18 protein-coding genes and 1 pseudogene are annotated in these 17,626 nt (G+C 40.8%); 17 read left to right on the top strand and 2 right to left on the bottom strand.

The window, feature by feature from the left end:
* Positions 1 to 79 precede the first annotated feature (79 nt).
* From MHH57_RS17150 to MHH57_RS17105, 10 genes and pseudogenes are all read left to right on the top strand, one after another.
* Positions 80 to 637, top strand: a complete 558-nt coding sequence (locus MHH57_RS17150) for a TetR/AcrR family transcriptional regulator (protein WP_029515451.1) — start codon at positions 80 to 82, stop codon at positions 635 to 637.
* 302 nt (positions 638 to 939) lie between these two features.
* Complete coding sequence (locus tag MHH57_RS17145; RefSeq protein WP_341039696.1) at positions 940 to 1,389, top strand: GNAT family N-acetyltransferase; 450 nt, start codon at positions 940 to 942, stop codon at positions 1,387 to 1,389.
* 89 nt (positions 1,390 to 1,478) lie between these two features.
* Entirely contained in the window at positions 1,479 to 1,892 is a 414-nt protein-coding gene (locus tag MHH57_RS17140; RefSeq protein ID WP_165149851.1) for a GNAT family N-acetyltransferase, read from the top strand.
* 933 nt (positions 1,893 to 2,825) lie between these two features.
* Complete coding sequence (locus MHH57_RS17135) at positions 2,826 to 3,194, top strand: hypothetical protein (protein ID WP_342434325.1); 369 nt, start codon at positions 2,826 to 2,828, stop codon at positions 3,192 to 3,194.
* Positions 3,195 to 4,257: 1,063 nt separating this feature from the next.
* Positions 4,258 to 4,944: a hypothetical protein gene (locus MHH57_RS17130; RefSeq protein ID WP_342434324.1), complete on the top strand. Its 687-nt coding sequence runs from the start codon at positions 4,258 to 4,260 to the stop codon at positions 4,942 to 4,944.
* A 349-nt stretch (positions 4,945 to 5,293) separates the two neighbouring features.
* Positions 5,294 to 6,029: pseudogene (locus tag MHH57_RS17125) on the top strand (class I SAM-dependent methyltransferase).
* An 85-nt stretch (positions 6,030 to 6,114) separates the two neighbouring features.
* Positions 6,115 to 6,339, top strand: a complete 225-nt coding sequence (locus MHH57_RS17120) for a hypothetical protein (protein ID WP_342434323.1) — start codon at positions 6,115 to 6,117, stop codon at positions 6,337 to 6,339.
* A gap of 83 nt (positions 6,340 to 6,422) precedes the next feature.
* Complete coding sequence (locus MHH57_RS17115; RefSeq protein WP_029515442.1) at positions 6,423 to 6,878, top strand: DinB family protein; 456 nt, start codon at positions 6,423 to 6,425, stop codon at positions 6,876 to 6,878.
* 21 nt (positions 6,879 to 6,899) lie between these two features.
* The gene (locus MHH57_RS17110) at positions 6,900 to 7,526 is read left to right on the top strand and encodes a class I SAM-dependent methyltransferase (RefSeq protein ID WP_342434322.1); all 627 of its coding nucleotides are present in this window, start codon (positions 6,900 to 6,902) and stop codon (positions 7,524 to 7,526) included.
* A gap of 144 nt (positions 7,527 to 7,670) precedes the next feature.
* Positions 7,671 to 8,030 (top strand): hypothetical protein, encoded by a 360-nt coding sequence (locus tag MHH57_RS17105; RefSeq protein WP_342434321.1) that lies wholly within the window; start codon positions 7,671 to 7,673, stop codon positions 8,028 to 8,030.
* A 299-nt stretch (positions 8,031 to 8,329) separates the two neighbouring features.
* On the opposite strand, the gene MHH57_RS17100 is transcribed toward MHH57_RS17105, so the two are convergent.
* Positions 8,330 to 9,193 (bottom strand): sulfurtransferase, encoded by an 864-nt coding sequence (locus MHH57_RS17100; protein ID WP_318627381.1) that lies wholly within the window; start codon positions 9,191 to 9,193, stop codon positions 8,330 to 8,332.
* A 75-nt stretch (positions 9,194 to 9,268) separates the two neighbouring features.
* Positions 9,269 to 10,213 carry a DMT family transporter gene (locus tag MHH57_RS17095; protein ID WP_318627380.1) on the bottom strand — a complete coding sequence of 315 codons (945 nt, stop codon included), beginning with the start codon at positions 10,211 to 10,213 and terminating at the stop codon, positions 9,269 to 9,271.
* Positions 10,214 to 10,452: 239 nt separating this feature from the next.
* Between MHH57_RS17095 and MHH57_RS17090 the strand changes: the two genes are divergently transcribed.
* From MHH57_RS17090 to MHH57_RS17060, 7 genes are all read left to right on the top strand, one after another.
* Entirely contained in the window at positions 10,453 to 11,361 is a 909-nt protein-coding gene (locus tag MHH57_RS17090; protein WP_318627379.1) for a hypothetical protein, read from the top strand.
* Between the two features lie 212 nt (positions 11,362 to 11,573).
* A complete protein-coding gene (gene dapD / locus MHH57_RS17085; RefSeq protein WP_029515436.1) occupies positions 11,574 to 12,287 on the top strand; it encodes a 2,3,4,5-tetrahydropyridine-2,6-dicarboxylate N-acetyltransferase in 714 nt (237 codons plus the stop codon).
* Positions 12,288 to 12,468: 181 nt separating this feature from the next.
* The gene (locus MHH57_RS17080; protein ID WP_209950162.1) at positions 12,469 to 13,605 is read left to right on the top strand and encodes an N-acetyldiaminopimelate deacetylase; all 1,137 of its coding nucleotides are present in this window, start codon (positions 12,469 to 12,471) and stop codon (positions 13,603 to 13,605) included.
* Between the two features lie 66 nt (positions 13,606 to 13,671).
* The gene (locus MHH57_RS17075; protein ID WP_029515434.1) at positions 13,672 to 14,781 is read left to right on the top strand and encodes an ABC transporter ATP-binding protein; all 1,110 of its coding nucleotides are present in this window, start codon (positions 13,672 to 13,674) and stop codon (positions 14,779 to 14,781) included.
* On the top strand, positions 14,771 to 15,583 hold the full coding sequence (locus MHH57_RS17070) for an ABC transporter permease (protein WP_023989586.1): 813 nt from the start codon (positions 14,771 to 14,773) through the stop codon (positions 15,581 to 15,583). The genes MHH57_RS17075 and MHH57_RS17070 overlap by 11 nt, the downstream gene beginning before the upstream one ends.
* Positions 15,573 to 16,394, top strand: coding sequence for an ABC transporter permease (locus MHH57_RS17065; RefSeq protein ID WP_013372269.1), 822 nt, complete (start codon positions 15,573 to 15,575; stop codon positions 16,392 to 16,394). Before MHH57_RS17070 ends, MHH57_RS17065 begins: the two co-directional genes overlap by 11 nt.
* Complete coding sequence (locus tag MHH57_RS17060) at positions 16,391 to 17,464, top strand: ABC transporter substrate-binding protein (protein WP_029515433.1); 1,074 nt, start codon at positions 16,391 to 16,393, stop codon at positions 17,462 to 17,464. Before MHH57_RS17065 ends, MHH57_RS17060 begins: the two co-directional genes overlap by 4 nt.
* The last annotated feature ends 162 nt before the right edge of the window (positions 17,465 to 17,626 follow it).

Raw genomic sequence — 17,626 nt, 5'->3', positions numbered from 1 at the left:
AAACAAGCGTGGTTGTTGATTTTTCAACAGAGGACTTCGAAGTGTTCATTTTTTCGGATAGCACAAAGGGGAGAAGGATATGGACAGGCGTATTCAAAAATCGAGGCAAGCCATTATTGATGCTTTTATGAGGCTGATGTCAGAAAAGGAATTCGAGAGAATTACGATCAATCAAATTGCTGAGGAAGCGAATGTCAATCGCGGAACGGTTTATTTGCATTTTGCTGATAAGTACGATCTGCGCGATCAATGCATGGAAGCTCAAATTAAAGAGTTACTACGCAATTGTATGTCTGAAGATAACTTCTTTCATCTCCCTTCCAAAACCGCACTACTGCGTACGTTTGAATATTTGGAGCAGCATGCTTCATTCTACTCAATAATGCTGACGAACAAGGGAAGTACGGTTTTTCGAAACCAAATAGAGACAATGTTCCGGCAAAGTCTGTGCGAGCATCTGGATTCGATCAACCTCGATCAGGATATGAACAGGGACATTACGGTGCAATTTTTAATTTCAGCGGCAGTGGGGGTATTGGAATGGTGGATTACCCGTTCAATGCCATATCCGGCATCGGTCATGGTCGAACAATTTTGGAATTTGCTGAACCGTGGTGTCGAGGGACACGAACAATAGTGGTTCAAATGATAGAAATAGAAATAACAGAAGAAGAGTCACTAAAAGCTCAAAAAAGTGAAAGAGATGCAGATGAACTAATAATCAAATTACAAAATAAAAAAAGACCATATAAGAAAATTCGCTGATAAAAAAATTGCAGATTGATTTTGAATGCATAATGAAGAAGTTCGGTAACTTCTGATAACATAATATTCAAGCATCGAATCCTTACGGAGCCTTGACCTGCTGGTATAGAGTTTGGGGGGGGCATTTTAGCAGACAACCCTGGAAAAAATAAAAAGATAATGGAGGTATGTTTGGTGCTGACATTAGAAAAAGCTGGAAAAAATGATGCGCAAAGACTTGCTGAAATACAAAAGGCCAGTTTTGAGGATGAATCAAAGCATTTTAATAATAACGAAACCGTTGGGCCCATAGGATATGACTCCATAAGTTGGCAAGAAGAGATGATGCAAAATTGCGAATATTTCAAGGTGCTCTTTAATGGAGAAATAATCGGGGGAGCTATGATATTTGTAGAATGTAATCAAGTGCATAATCTAGGAAGAATTTTTATTGATCCGAATTTTAAAAATCAAGGAATCGGAACGAAGATGATGGAGAAAATTGAAAGTAAATTTCCAGACAGCACTGAATGGTGGCTGGATACTCCTAGCTGGAGTGTGAAGAATCATCACTTCTATTCAAAGTGTGGGTTTACTAAAGTTAGAGAAGAAGGTGACTTATACATTTTTAAAAAGACTTTATAAACTTATGTAATGTACAAACGTTATGAGACATCAGTGCTGAGTGTTACCAAGAAGATATTCGAAGAAAAGAGTGAAAGGGAGAATTTACAATGAAGATTGATTTTGCGATTGAATCAGATTATGAGTACATCTTGTTAAGAGACAAGCACATACATAAGACACTGATAAGACCAAAAATAAAAGAAAATGAAATCCTAATAATCAGAGAATCCAATCAAGAAATAGGTTGGATGAGATACGGATTTTTTTGGGACAACACACCATTTATGAATATGATATGGATAGATGAGGAGTATAGAGGAACAGGTATTGGTAAAAAAGTTGTCCACTATTGGGAGGAATTAATGAAACAAAAAGGTTTTGAAATGGTTATGACCTCAACACTTTCGAATGAAGAAGCTCAACATTTTTATAGGAAGCTTGGATATAGAGATGCTGGATGTTTAATGTTTGAGAATGAACCTCTGGAAATAATACTGACAAAGGTTTTAAACAAAAATTGACGTTGAGGAAATCAATGTAAAAAGCATTTTAAGAAGAGAGTGCTAATAATATGTGGTGTATTTCTTCCAATATAGAACTAAAAAAGGAATTGACTTTAGACTACAGAGATTTTTCTAATAGAGTAATCTAGAATAGACGAGACCAAATAATATTAAACAAGGATTGAAGAATATATTAAATAAGAACTAGAGGTATCACATAACATCGTTTTCCTGAAAGTGAAAGTCAGGTAGACAATCCTGCGAGGCTAAGAACCGAAGCTAGCCGGTCGCTACGCTTCTTTAAGCTTCTCGGGTTCAGGAACACAAGAAAGCTATTAGACATAATTGCTGATAAAGTAATGTTGAGGTGAATGATGAAAGTATTTCAAAAAAAAGCAATCCCAATCATTGTTAGACATTATCAATTTATTTGCATTGTTGACGAGAAACCTTATGAGGTATTGTTTAGAGCTTATTCAAGGAAGTATAAAACTTCTTTTATTGAAATTTCGTTCGACTGGAAAGAATGTTATTACATTAACTTATATAGACCTTTAATAAAATCCATATTAATTGAATATTGTATAAAGCTTGGTTGGATATATGATAAACCGAAGCAAATTCTAAGAATAAAGGACAGTAGAAAAATTGTTCAAGAACTATCATTAAGGGATTATGATTACAAATAAATGTTGGCATTTTCATGCGAAGCAATTTTGTCTACGATTAAGAGAATTGCTTATAGATATTTTATTGAGAATTATAAACAGCTCGAAGGCGAGGATCATAAAGGGCTGATTTTGTAAGTGAATCGAAGAAGTTATGTTTCGTTAGCTCCTATGGAACCTTGGTCTGCGAGCTGGATATCGAAGAGAAATTTCAGCAGACAACCCCTGACGGAGCTCATGAATACAAGCGTTATAGAAAAGGGACGCAAACCATAAAAAGAAGGTGTTTAAGTTGTTTGGTTTATTTAAGAAGAAGATAATATTTGAAGATCAACTAAACAAACTTTCTGAATTGGGCATCTTCATGAGTGCAGATTTAAAAAAAGAATTACTTTTGGAAGAATTTTCGAGAAATGAATATGAAGAAGATCCCTACAACTTGCTACTACTTACTTTAGGTGGAGAAGTTGAAGTGAATGGTGAATTTATAAATGTATCTGAGGAAATTTGGTATTTAGATACTGAATGTATTGAGGACCATGGAGACTATGCAAGAATAATAATACGATTAGAGAATATGACAAAACTTAATTTAAATAAATATAACGGATTACGTAGATATTCAGAATGGTACTGCATGGGTCTCTTTTGAATATATGAATGAACTTATCAGATGGGAAATGAAAGTATATGATGATTGGTTGGATATGGAGATATTCAAGAAATTTAACGTACTAATAAAGACTGAACAATCCATGAAATTGTATATTTCAATTTTAGATCAAGGTTGCCTAATGGGCTATTTTAATAAAGAACAAGTGATCGAATTAAATAAATTAACAAAATATAAATTTGAAGAATATCAGTAAGTATATCAGTGAGCGACCCTAACCTTTAGCAACGCATTGAAGGTTGTAGGGGAAGAATTATCAATTTGTAAAGTACGAAGAAGAGAACAATCAAAAATTCATAGATGATGTTGCTGCAATTGGCCCCGTAAGTGATGAAGAAGTGTCGAAGAATTATTAAATAGAAAAGATAGGACCTTGATGTATCATACTTCTAAGGATCGGATTCTTGTGAAAATTCGGAAGAATGTTGGTTTAAGGATATAAATGAAAATAGAATAAAGGAAATATACTTTTAATGAATAGAACGGTAGCCGGTTTTTAAATTAGTAATTTTCAAGTCTTATCATTACCTTCTATTCGTGTTTAGTTTTGTTGTTCTTCTTTAAGGTTTTTATTACTTTTAAGTACTTTATTGCTTTTTGAATAATTGGGAAAATTATATTTTTTATACAATCAAACAGCGATTGTCACTTTTATACTCCTTTAATGGCTCCATAACTGTTAGTTTTATATCTTTAGTATCTTCATTCTCTTAAATTCTTGATAATGTGAGTAGTGTTCACACTCTAAATAATCAGGTTTTTTTCTAGTTTCTCTATTAACCTTTTCTGATCAATTACAATAGCAAATCTTCTCTTCCCTTGCTCCTGCGTAGTCATATTCCTAATGCATATTAAAGCTCCACATTCATTCTCCTTTACATTGTGAATATATTCCATTATTAATAATACAAAAGATTTGATATCCTCTCTTGACATTTGATAATTTTTTCAGTGTATGATAGGATAACTCCTGTAAATAGATTCCATTATAAGGCTTCATTTGGTTCTATTTTACTATTATTTCTAAGGAGTGATTGATAAAGTGAAAAAATTTTTAAGTTTGTTTGTTGTGTTGATATTATTTTTAGGTGTTCTTCCTTACTCAGTTAACGCACAGGATTCTTTAACTATTAACACCCCAGAAGACTATATTAACTATTTAAAAAACAATAATAAAGGACTCAACTCTTTGAACGATAATGATTCCTCTACTATTCTAGAACAGTTCACAAGTCTCCCCAAAGAAGATCAACAAAAATTTGTGGATTATATGAATGATCCCCATGTGATTAAATCAATTTTTAATGGAATACAAAGCGGAAAAGATTCAGATTTATATAATGGAGATATAAAAGTGAGAGTAGACCAAAACAAAGAAAACTCTACTACTCCTTTCGCAACTGAATATACACCTTATTCTGAAATAGTCGTTTCTACATTTGGTATCAATATAATTACGACAAAAGTATATATACATTACAGAGTTAGTGAGGGGAAAGTGACTGATATTCTAAATGGCGGTGGAACTGTTACAAGAAACTGGTTCCCTGTAGTGAATGTAACCATACAAGAAGATAAACCATATATTAACTCTGACAACAGCGCCTATCAGACCGCATATTTCACTTGGACTTTTATTCATCCGTCTCTTGGAGAGGTAGTCGAAACTGGTACACATACAATTTGGGGATATGCAGATGGTACATGGGAATCACAATTTTTAAAATAATAACAAAGAACGCAACTAATATTATGAATTGAACCAGTTACGATAATAGGGCAGTGCTAAGCGTACTATTGGTTCTATATAATAGAATAACTGGCATTGTTTTAAAAAAAAGAGAAGCGCTTGAACCTATTTATCCAGCGCTTCTCTTTCGTTCTAAAAAATAGTATATTATTATTATTAAGTTTTAAATTCCATTTATTTGGGTGTAAATACAGGAAATTAATTTGATAATTAAAGCTCAATCAACAAACTCACCATACCTAAGATAGGATCTGTCTAAGACTGAAGCATTTTGTGAATGCAGAAACATGAGCTGAAAATCGTCAAACGAAATAACAAGAGGGATTTTATGTCTGAATATTTTTGGAACAATAAAATTGATTATCTAAGAAATACCCGCTGGTTGTACTATAACGATGATTATTTGGAATTTCTTATACAAAAGGTTTGGAAGATAAATAAACCTGTAAAGATCATAGATTATGGATGCGGCTTCGGATATTTGGGACTAAAGCTTCTTCCATTGCTACCAAATGGATCAACATATACTGGCATTGACAAAGGCAGGGAATTAATAAAGCAAGCCAACGAATTACTTTCAAAACTCTCTTATGATGCTGAATTTATAGGGTGTGATATTGAAAACGTTGAATTAGAAAAGAAGTATAACATAGCAGTCAGTCATGCTTTTTTATTACATATGCCTAATCCAAAGAGTCTACAGGAATTATATGAGAGAGTATGGGTAAAGACGGGAATATAGACATACAAATACCGATCATGCTAAGCCAGTTAGGCTTAAGAAATGTAGGATGTAGGGTTAGCGATAAGGTGAATTTTCTTGATCAAAATATAGACATGGAAAGTAAAAACATGCTTTATAGTTCTTTGAGAGAAGAAGGCTTGGGACAAGAACTTAATGATGTTTTAGAAGTTCTTAATAATTTGTTGTCTAGAGGATTAAACGAAACGGAAGCTCAAAAACATATGAAGCAGAAGCAACATTTTCTAAAGAATTCAGTGATGAATCCTGGTTAGTTGCACCTAATATGAAGATTTCTTTTGGTACAGTACAGAGATTTTAAAGTAGAATATGCAAAAATATTATGGGAGGTTATAAGGGCACAGATATTTGGTTTTTTGTAGAGAAAAGGTATTTCAGAGACGAATATGAACAGATTGATGGTACTTGGAGAAAAATTAAAAAGAGTAAGCAAAAATTCAATGATGCTGCTACTTATTGATTTTAAATGGGATGAAAATTATTATTGTGATCAATTTATGGAATATAGAAATATTATGGATACATGTTCGAGGTTCATCAATGAAACAATTCCAAAATTATTGAAATTAGGGAATGCTGAAGATGTAAGAGTGATTTTCTGGTTTGGTTAGGACAGCAGACAGCCCCTTTGGGGTTCATGAATACAAATACGTTATTCTAACTAACTCAAATTTGAAAAGAGGAGTCGGAAACCATGAATGAGAGGTCGCGGTTACTAGAGGAGTTCAAGGAATGGATACGTTTTGTTTCTGAGATTCGTGAAATGGATTGGAAAATAAAGATTGCTGAAGATAAATGGTCAGTTCACGATATCGTAAGTCATATATTACTGTGGGATAAATACTTTTATGAAGTAGCCATAAATCCGATATTAAACGATGCGCCTTTGACATTAACACATATGGATTTTGAACAATTTAATCAGGATGCTGTTGAATATGGAAAAACAAAAACGAAAGAAGAATTAATTAAAATGACTATTCAGTACCGTAACATGATATTGGAGAGTATAGAGAGTTTTGAAGACGACAAGTTTACTAAAGAATATGCTGACGGGAAGTTTACTGTAATATCATATTTAAGAGATTTTATCTGGCATGATCAACATCATATCAGACAGATTGATGAGCTTAAAAGAAGAGCTATGTGAGTATATAGGCGGGTGAATAATATGAGAGATTATTGGAACAAAAGGTTTGCTGAAGAAGGAATGATTTGGGGTTGTGAACCAAGTCAAACTGTAACCCAAGCTATAGATTTGTTCAAAAAGAATAATGCACATAATATTTTGGTTCCCGGTTCTGGGTATGGGAGAAATACCAAGATGTTTTCTTCTTATTTTCAGGTTGATGGAATTGAGATATCTAGTTCAGCTATAGATCTAGCAAAAGAATGGGATTTAAGAACGAATTTTATTCAAGAATCGGTGTTAGAGTTTAGTACAAGCAAAAGGTATGACGGCATATATTGTTATGATTTATTACATTTATTTTTGTTAGAAGACCGAAAAAAATTGATACAGAATTGTGTGATGCATTTGAAGGAACAGGGAGTGATGTATTTTACGTGTTTTTCTGACCGTGATTCTAATAATGGTGTGGGTAGGAAAGTTGAGGAAGGAACATATGAATACAAGAAAGGGAAATATGCTCACTTCTTTACTGAAAAAGATTTAAAAGAACATTTTAATGATTTGAATATATTAGAAACGGGTTCCATGAGAGAAACTCTGATACATGCAGAGAAACAACAGAAAGAATATGAATTAAGATATATAGTTGTTCAAAATATTGGATAGCTATTTCGAGGAAGTAATTCAACAGACATGTCCCATCGCTTAGCTGCCGCAAGTGGCAGCCGGACTGTTAATCTTAAAGCGCTGGGACATCGTGAATAAAGAAACGTTACATGTATTTGGAACTGAAGGGAATAAAAAATGAGAATGCAAGATAAACCGATAGTAAGTATTATAGGCTTGGGATTATTTAGTCTGACACTAGTGGTGCACATTTGTTTTAGATCAATAAGAACAATTGATGTAGGAATGGGGATATTATTGTCTCTAGTAAATGCCGTATTTTTAGTATTTACATTGCTATGGGGAGTATTAGGCGCAGTAGAATTCTCAAGATTAATGAGTTGGAGAGAGAAAATAAAGAAAAGAGAAGTGAACGAAGAAGTAGATTTACATAAATACAAGAAAAAAATTAAAATATATCTATGTATAAACGTAATTTATTTATTACTAGTTATATGTCAACTCGGCTATGTTATTTATAGATGGGATGAGGTGAACGTATAGTGCATAGAGCAATGCGATGCTATTCGAAGGCGAAATAAGTTCCAGTTAACAACGTATTTTTGTACCGGCTATCATCTCAATCTGGTAGAAGAATTTCGGGAGATGTGGAACCAGTCAGAAACTTACGCCAAATCGTCAGGACGTAGAAAAAAATCAGCTTTGGAATTCTATATAAGGTCGCTTCACTCGGCTCAAGTTGATTTTTTATGTACTTTTTAACAAAGCAAATAAACTGCCATGAGCCAAATCGCTTAAGGCAGTTTATTTGTCTTTTGAACCTGTATATCCGTTGAAACTTTTTATTCCTCTCCGGTCGCCACCGGATTCTCCTCATAGCTGATCCAGTCGCTCCAGCTTCCCGGATATAAACGGACCTTACTAAATCCAGCTTCATTCAGGGCCAGTACATTGGGACAGGCGGATACGCCAGAACCACAATACACGATAATTTCTGCGTTTGGATCAAGATCGGCAAAGTGCTGCTGCAATTGTTCCGCATTTTTAAAGCTGCCTTTTTCGTCCAAGACCTCTTTCCAGAAGAAATTCACTGCACCGGGGATATGTCCCGCTGCTTGATCAATGGGCTCCTCCAGCCCCAGGTAGCGAGGCCGCTCTCTGGAGTCGATTAATATAGGTGAAAAACCGATATAGGAGCCAACAGGAACAGAATCTTCGGATACACGGTGCACCTCTTGCATACTTGTGAGCATTTGTGGCTGTACATTTGGTGTGAATGTACTTGGAATGCGAATCGGCTGGTCTACCGTAACGGGGAACTTCGCTTCTTTCCAAGCGCTGTAGCCCTCTTCCAGCACATATACCTGCTCATGCCCGAGATAGCGCAGGAGCCACCAGAAGCGGGAAGCCATCATACCGCCTTGGTCATCATAAGCGACGATGCGCGAGGCAGCATTGATTCCGGCACGACTTAGACGTGCAGCAAGTGTATCCACATCAGGTAAGGGATGGCGACCCCCATGCTCAGCAAGAGGAGCGGTAAGGTCTTCTTCCAAATCGAAATGAACCGCCCCTGGAATATGGTCTTCATTAAATTGAGTCCGCCCAGCTCCGGCTTGTCCGAGCAGGGAACGGCAGTCGGCGATGATCATGTCCGGCTCATACAATCGGGCTAGCAGCCAGCGTTTGGATACGATGGATTTCATAGAGAATTCCGCCTTCCTTTTTTTAGAAGTGAATTTAATTCATTGAGTATGGTTTATGAAAATGGGGTAAATAAGTTAAGAGCTGGCCTTCAGGGGGTGCTCAGTGTCGGGCAACTCACTTTGATGGACAACTTTCTTTTTAAAATCCGTTCCGTATCGGATAAAAATCCATACCCCGAACAGGATGAAAAAGCCTGCACCAAATTGTAAAGTAGACAACCTTTCCCCGAGCAGCACCCAAGCTAGCAAGGAAGAAATAACGGGCTCGCCGAGTACCGCCATCGACACCGCAGTTGCGTTAATGTATTTGAGCAGCCAGTTAAATAGGTAATGTCCGAACAGCGTAGGTACAATGGCTAACAGCAGGAACAGTCCCCATTCCCGTGGAGCGTATCCGGTAAAAGGAATGGCATTGACCACATTATACAGCGCAAGTGATGTGGCTGCGATGGCAAAAACCCAAAAATTATACACAAACGCGCTCAAATGCTCGCGCAGATGCTTGCCCATCAGCATATGGATGGACACGGCTACCATACCCAAGAAGGACAGTGCGTCCCCGAGCAGGGCTTGTCCTGAGACATGGAAGTCTCCAGCTCCGATGGCCAGCGAGCCGATAAAAGCCATGCCCATCCCGATGAGCATAGCGCGATTCGTGCCCGTCCGGAAAAACAAAAATGAACCGAGCATGACAAGGATCGGCTCCAATGTCATAATAACGGTAGAGCTTGCAACGGTGGTCAGTCGCAGTGAGCCCATCCAGAGCAAGAAATGCAGCCCCAGCGCAATACCGGACCAGAGGATCAGCATCCACTGCTTGCGGGTCAGGCTAAACAGCTCAGTGCGGTACTTCCAGACCAAAGGCAGCATGATCAGATTGGTTAGGTACAAACGGTACATAGCGATGACGGACACCTCGGCTTCAGACCATCTTACGAAGATCGAGGAGAACGAAATAGCGATAATACCTATGATGTACAATAATTCAAAGGAAAACGACGGTTTGTGTGCTTGATTCACGTGGCAGCTCCATCCGTATGGGGGAAAATAAATACGTCTATGTTCCTTCCAAGCGGTATCTCGAAAATTAGGTTAATACAGCCCATTATACCGTACCTAACATTCCCGTGGTATTAGGATTTTGCAAAATCCTGAGAATATAATAAACGGGAGCAGGAGGTAGGATTTTGGATTTTAAGTGAGATGCTGCGTAGAACTTTTGCTGCACAAGCTCGTCTATCATAGTGGAGGTGGATTTTATGAAAAAACAAAACACAATTTCAATCATACTACTGACTGTAGTGGCAGTGCTGGCTCTGTCAGCCTGTGGAACGAAACCGCAAACCAATAACACCGCACCTCAAGGGTCAGACCAACCGCAAACGCAACAGCAGCCGCAGGTTAAACCGGAGACAATCGCTGAGTCGGAGGTTAAAAAAGGCACAGGTGTATACAATGGAGCTGCTGACCCGCATACGGTAGAGATTGGAACCAATGGCGAAGCCCAATCCTTCCAATTGGGGGACGGACTGGACACGGTAATAGCTGGACTTAAGGAAGGCGATACAGTAGCGTTTGAATACACCGAAAAAGCAGTAGAGGGCGACGCGACGGCGAAGCAACTGACTTTAACGAAAATACAAAAAACAGAGGCTGCAACAGATGGCAATCAAAACGGAAGTGCTGGTCAAGCAGTAGGCGGAGAACGCACAAAGACTCAAACTTTTGATCTCACCCTTGAGGGAAAAAAGGAAAAGCAGACTGCGACATTAGCAAAAGGAGAGGGATATTCGCTGTATGTGTTTGATCCGATGTCCCTGTTTCCTGATCAAAACCGTGTTGCCTTGGCTGTAGATGATAACTATTATGCTGAAATTACGAAGCTACCCTCCGATTTTAATCTGGACGAACTTCAAAAAGAAGGCGAAAAGGATCTAGCTTCCATCGGTAAGGTGCAAAAGCTGGACAAAGCAGCCATACCTGAAGCGTTATCCAGTAGCCGTCTGTTCTTACAAGCGAGCAGTTCGAAGATGACACAGCAATATATAGTTGTAGAAAATAAAACAGGCGGTTTCATCGTGAAAGTGAACATTCCACAAGGTGAACCTGCTGAAGGATTCCAATCCTACATTTATACATCGCTGGAGAGCCTGCAAGCTAATAAATAACCCTACTTTGATGCGGGATGATCGGCGGCTTACAATCATGAATTTAAGGCAGTCATGCCGCTGAAAATGGTTATTTTAAGGGCTAGGTTAGAGCTATAAGGGTCTAATCTATAATTGCGAGACCTGCACTTTTGTGCTATAAAGGATGAGAGAATAAGATCATTCCGGCTTGCGAAGTCGTATGAAGCGATGAAGGAGTTGTTAGATTTACTATGTCCATCGAAATGAATACACAAGAAGTCATCAACGTGATTAAAAACAGCAAGAAAAAGACGCCTGTTAAAGTATATGTAAAAGGAGCTTTGGCTTCCGCATCATTTGGCGAGAATGTTCAAGCTTTTATTTCTGGAGACAGTGGTGTTGTATTTGGGGATTGGGCTGATATCAAGCCGGTACTGGATAGCGCAAACGCTAAAGAAGAAGATTATGTGGTGGAAAATGATCGCCGTAACTCCGCTGTTCCAATGTTGGATCTGAAAGGCATTAATGCACGCATTGAGCCAGGCGCATATATCCGTGATATGGTTGGCATCGGTAACAACGCAGTCATCATGATGGGTGCAGTGATTAACATCGGTGTCACCATTGGTGAAGGCACGATGATTGATATGAATGCTGTGCTGGGCGGTCGTGTTAAAGTAGGCAACATGTGCCACATCGGTGCAGGCGTTGTCCTGGCGGGTGTCATTGAGCCACCGTCCGCACAGCCTGTTATCGTAGAAGACGAAGTATTGATCGGTGCGAACTCGGTTGTACTGGAAGGCGTACGCATTGGTAAAGGTGCAGTTGTTGCAGCCGGAGCGGTCGTAACTGAAGATGTGCCTGAATACTCCGTAGTGGCGGGTACACCTGCACGTGTGATCAAACAGGTCGACGATAAGACCAAATCTAAAACTGAGATTTTGAAAGAACTGCGCGTTCTGTAAGAATGCAGAAGTTTTTTATGTACCAAAGGTGAACGATTCCTTGTCAGAAGCATGATGCACTGACAGCATAACTTAGGGACGAAGCACAACGGACAAGGCTCGGCGGCTGCGCCGGGCTTTTGTCCTTTTGTTCTTTTGCCCGATAAGAGCTGATGAGCTATAAAGAGGAGGCGTGGCAGCAATGAGTACGGTCGACTATCGTTCTTTTGTCCAAATACGAAGAGATTTACACCAAATTCCCGAACCGGGTTTTGAGGAGTACAAAACACAACAATATTTGCTGGATTATTTGGAAACGCTCCCTCAGGAGCGGTTGGACATTCGTACATGGCGTACAGGCGTGTTAGTGTTCATTCATGGATCAGCTCCTGAACGCCGCTATGGATATCGTTGTGATATGGATGGTTTACCGATTGAAGAAGAGACAGGTTACGATTTCCGTTCGACCCATCCCGGCTATATGCATGCTTGTGGACACGATTTACATATGACGATTGGATTGGGAATTGTTACTCACTTTGCAAGCCATCCGATTAAGGATGATCTGGTTGTATTGTTTCAACCGGCTGAGGAAGGGCCGGGCGGAGCCTTGCCTATGCGGGACAGCACAGAGCTGGCAGACTGGATACCCGATGAAATTGTCGCGCTGCATGTTGCACCTGAATATCCTGTCGGTACAATTGCGACTCGCCCGGGCATCCTATTTGCCAATACGTCGGAGCTTTTCATCGACCTGAAGGGTACGGGCGGGCATGCTGCGTATCCACACAAGGCGAATGATATGGTAGTGGCTGCTTGCCAACTGGTGGGACAATTACAAACGGTTGTAGCCCGTAATGTGAATCCACTCGATGCAGCAGTCATTACTGTGGGTAAGGTTAGCGGAGGCACGAAGCAAAATATTATCGCAGAAACCGCCCGGTTGGAGGGTACGATCCGAACGTTGTCTGCCGATACGATGGCGCTGGTTAAATCGCGGATCGAAGCGCTGGTGCGCGGTGTGGAAGCTGGGTTTGAATGCCATGCCGAGATTCATTATGGCTCCAATTATTTGCAAGTGTACAATGAAGCTCAGGTGACCGAGGAATTTATGAACTGGGTCAGTAACCGGCAGGATGTGCAGCTTATTGAATGCGGAGAAGCGATGACCGGAGAAGACTTCGGGTATTTTCTGGAGCGAATTCCCGGTCTGATGTTCTGGCTTGGCGTTGATACGCCTTATGGTTTGCATCATGCGAAGCTGGAGCCTGCGGAAGAAGCGATTGGTGTAGCCATTCGTGTGCTGACAGACTATTTTACATGGAAGTCTCAAGGGTAAATGAGGCGCCCTGAATAATTATGTTTAATAAAATGGAATGAAGTCGAATTTTTGAAGGAGGGTGTTATGGGAGAGCAAACCATCATCCGATTTGAACGGGTGACCAAGCAATATGACAACGATCCCCCAGTGCTGGCGGACGTCAGCTTTGAAATTGAGCGTGGTAAATTTTATACACTGCTGGGGCCTTCCGGCTGTGGTAAAACGACGATTCTGCGTATGATTGCAGGTTTTGCGGAGCCGACAGAAGGCTCTATTTATTTAAATGGAAAACTCATTAATCGTGTTCCAGCCAATGAGCGGCAGGTCAATACGGTTTTTCAAGATTATGCGCTATTTCCGCATCTGAATGTGTTTGAAAATGTAGCCTTTGGTCTGCGAATCAAAAAGATGAATAAAAAGGACATCCAAGAGAAGGTGACACAGGCGTTGTCCTTTGTCAATCTGGAAGGCTACGGCGAGCGGGAAATTTCTGAGATGTCCGGAGGACAGCGTCAGCGTGTTGCCATCGCACGGGCTATCGTTAATGAGCCTGACGTTCTCTTGTTGGATGAACCGTTGTCTGCATTGGATTTAAAGCTGCGTACTGAAATGCAGTACATTTTGCGCGAAATGCAGCAGCGCCTTGGAATTACCTTTATTTTCGTTACGCATGATCAGGAGGAAGCACTGGCCATGTCGGACGAAATTTTTGTCATGAACAAAGGTAAGATTGAGCAGAGTGGTACGCCTAATGATATTTATGATGAGCCGATCAATCGGTTTGTTGCTGATTTCATCGGCGAATCCAATATTGTCCCAGGACGGATGATTGCGGATTACCAAGTGGAATTTAACGGCCGACAGTTTGAATGTGTCGACGGAGGCTTACGTCCGAACGAGCCCATTGAAATCGTGATCCGACCGGAGGATCTGGAGATTACGAGTGTTGTTGAAGGCAAGCTGCGTGTAAAAGTGGATACCCAATTGTTCCGTGGTGTTCACTATGAAATAAGCTGCTATGATGATTCGGGACAGGAATGGCTCGTGCATTCTACCAAAAAGGCGGAGCTGGGCAGTGAAATCGGTCTGCGATTTGACCCGGAAGCGATCCATGTGATGCGGTTCGGGGAAACAGAGGAAGAATTTGATCGGCGTCTGGAAGCCTATGAAGAGGTGGATCAGCATGTCCGGTAATACAAGAGCAGCGTATCTGCTGCCTTATTATTTATGGATTGTGCTGTTTGTGGCGGCTCCGGTTGTACTTGTGTTTTACTATTCACTATTTGATGTGGATGGTCATCTCACATTCAACAACTATGCTCAGTTTCTGACACCTGTTTATTTGAGCATGACGCTTAGCTCGTTTTGGTATGCATTTCTGATCACTGTATTTTCACTGTTAGTTGCTTACCCGGCAGCCTATTTACTCACACGCACCAAGCATAAGCAGCTGTGGCTGTTGCTCATTATTTTGCCGACCTGGATTAACCTGTTACTCAAAACGTATGCTTTTATTGGGATTTTCGGAACCTATGGTCCGGTGAATGCGGTGTTAGGTATGGTTGGGTTGGGAGGTCAGCAATTATTGTTTACCAGCTCCAGCTTTGTGTTTGTGTCGGTTTATATTTTTGTGCCTTTTATGATTTTGCCCATCTATAACGCGTTGGAAGGGTTAAACCCTTCATTGCTGGACGCAGCCCGTGATTTGGGAGCCTCCAAGTGGACTGCGTTTCGCAGGGTTATTTTTCCGTTAACGCTTGCGGGTGTGCGATCTGGTTGCATGGCTGTGTTTATTCCAGCGTTGTCGCTGTTTATGATTACCCGCCTGATTGCAGGTAACCGTGTGATTACACTGGGGACGGCGATAGAGCAGCATTTTCTGGTTACTCAGGATTGGGGTATGGGCTCTACGGTTGCCGTGTTCCTGATTTTGGCGATGGGGATCATTATGCTGCTCACCTCGGGAACGAAACGGAGGGTGCGGCATGGTAAATAAAAACCGATTCGGAAATATTTATTTGGTGATTGTTTTTCTCGTTTTGTACGCGCCTATTTTGTATTTGATGTACTATTCCTTCAATAGCGGCGGGACGATGCATGAGTTTGAGGGTTTTACACTCCAGTATTACAAAGAGGTGTTTGCAGACACTCGCTTGATCATTATTGTCATTAACACCTTGGTGATTGCTTTGCTGTCATCTGCGTTGGCTACGATTATTGGCATTATGGGTGCGCTGGCTATCCATCAGATGCAGAACCGTCGAGTCAAAAATACGCTGCTGTCGCTCAATAATGTATTGATCGTGAACCCGGACGTCATTATCGGCGCTTCCTTCCTTATTTTGTTCACGATGGTCGGGATTAAGCTGGGTTTCTACTCCGTTTTATTGTCCCATATTGCGTTTAGTGTGCCGATTGCGGTCATTATGATTTTGCCGCGGCTTCAGGAAATGAGTCCATCCCTGGTGGATGCTGCGCGTGATTTGGGTGCCAGCCGGCTGGATGTACTGACCAAGGTGATTTTGCCCTTTATCAAGCCAGGGATTTATGCGGGCTTTTTTATGGCGTTAACGTACTCGCTGGATGATTTTGCGGTGACCTTTTTTGTGACAGGCAGTGGCTATTCGACTTTATCGGTGGAAATATACTCACGTGCCCGGCAAGGGGTTTCCTTGTCCATCAATGCGCTGTCCACGCTCATTTTCCTATTTACTGTGTTGTTGGTAGTGGGCTACTACTTTATTATGCGCAAGGCGAATCGCAATGGTAAAAAAGAGCCTGCGGCAGAAATGGGGGTGCCTAGATGAAGTCACTTGTGCGCGTGTTTCTGTCGATTTTCATCATCTCGTTTGGGCTGATGGGAGTGGCGGCATGGCTGAATTCCAGTCAAGGCTACTCCGGTGGCAACACACTGACGGTGTACAACTGGGGAGACTACATTGACCCTGAGTTGTTGGAACGGTTTCAGAAGGAGACGGGGATTACTGTCATTTATCAGACCTTTGATTCCAATGAGGCGATGCTGACGAAAATCGAGCAGGGAGGAACTTCGTTTGATGTAGCGGTTCCCTCGGAATATGCTTTGGCTAAAATGAAGCAGGAGCACTTGTTGCTCCCGTTGGACCATAGCAAGCTGCCGAATTTGAAGCATGTAGATTCACATTATCTAAACCTTTCGTTTGATCCGAATAACCAATATTCGGTTCCGTATTTTTGGGGTACAGTCGGGATTGTGTTTAACCCGGAGCTGACGAAAGGCATTGATTTTCATAGCTGGGATGGCCTGTGGGACCCGAAGTTACGTAATAACCTGTTGCTGGTTGATGGAGCTAGGGAGATTATGGGCATGTCGCTGAACAGTCTCCACTACTCCTTGAATGATACGAATGAGGCACATTTGCAGCAGGCTTTGACGAAGTTGGAGAAATTAGCGCCCAATGTCAAAGCGGTTGTTGGTGACGAGATTAAAATGCTGCTGGCAAACGAGGAAGCTGCTGCCGGGGTTGTATGGTCCGGTGATGCGTCTGAAATCATGGATGAGAACGATAAGCTCGATTACATCGTGCCGGATGAAGGTTCCAACCTGTGGTTTGATAATATAGTTATTCCAAAAACCGCTACCCATGTGGATGCGGCCCATAAGTTCATCAATTTCATGATGCAGCCCGATGTAGCCGCTCAAAATGCCGAATTTGTAGGATACTCCACGCCAAACAAGGATGCAAAGAAATTGCTGCCTAAAGATATCTCTGGCGACGAGCGTTTTTACCCTCCGTCCGACATTACAGATAAGCTGGAAGTGTACGACAATCTGGGCAAGCGCATGCTCGCTCATTACAACGAATTGTTCCTGCAATTCAAAATGCATTTAAAGTAGGGGAGTGGCGTGAGGATTCAGGTTTGCGCTTTAGAGGTCGCTGCGGAGGCGGATGGTGCTTACCATCGCTGTTAAATTCCGATTTTTATGATTACCGCATAAAGGTGGAAATCGGAATTTAAAGGCGACCGCTTCGCTTGTCCAGTACCATTCCGCCCCCTC

The sequence above is a fragment of the Paenibacillus sp. FSL H7-0442 genome (assembly GCF_038593105.1).
GTDB lineage: Bacteria > Bacillota > Bacilli > Paenibacillales > Paenibacillaceae > Paenibacillus > Paenibacillus polymyxa_D.
Note: the sequence above shows the minus strand (reverse complement) of the source record. Positions and strands in the feature narration are given on the sequence as shown.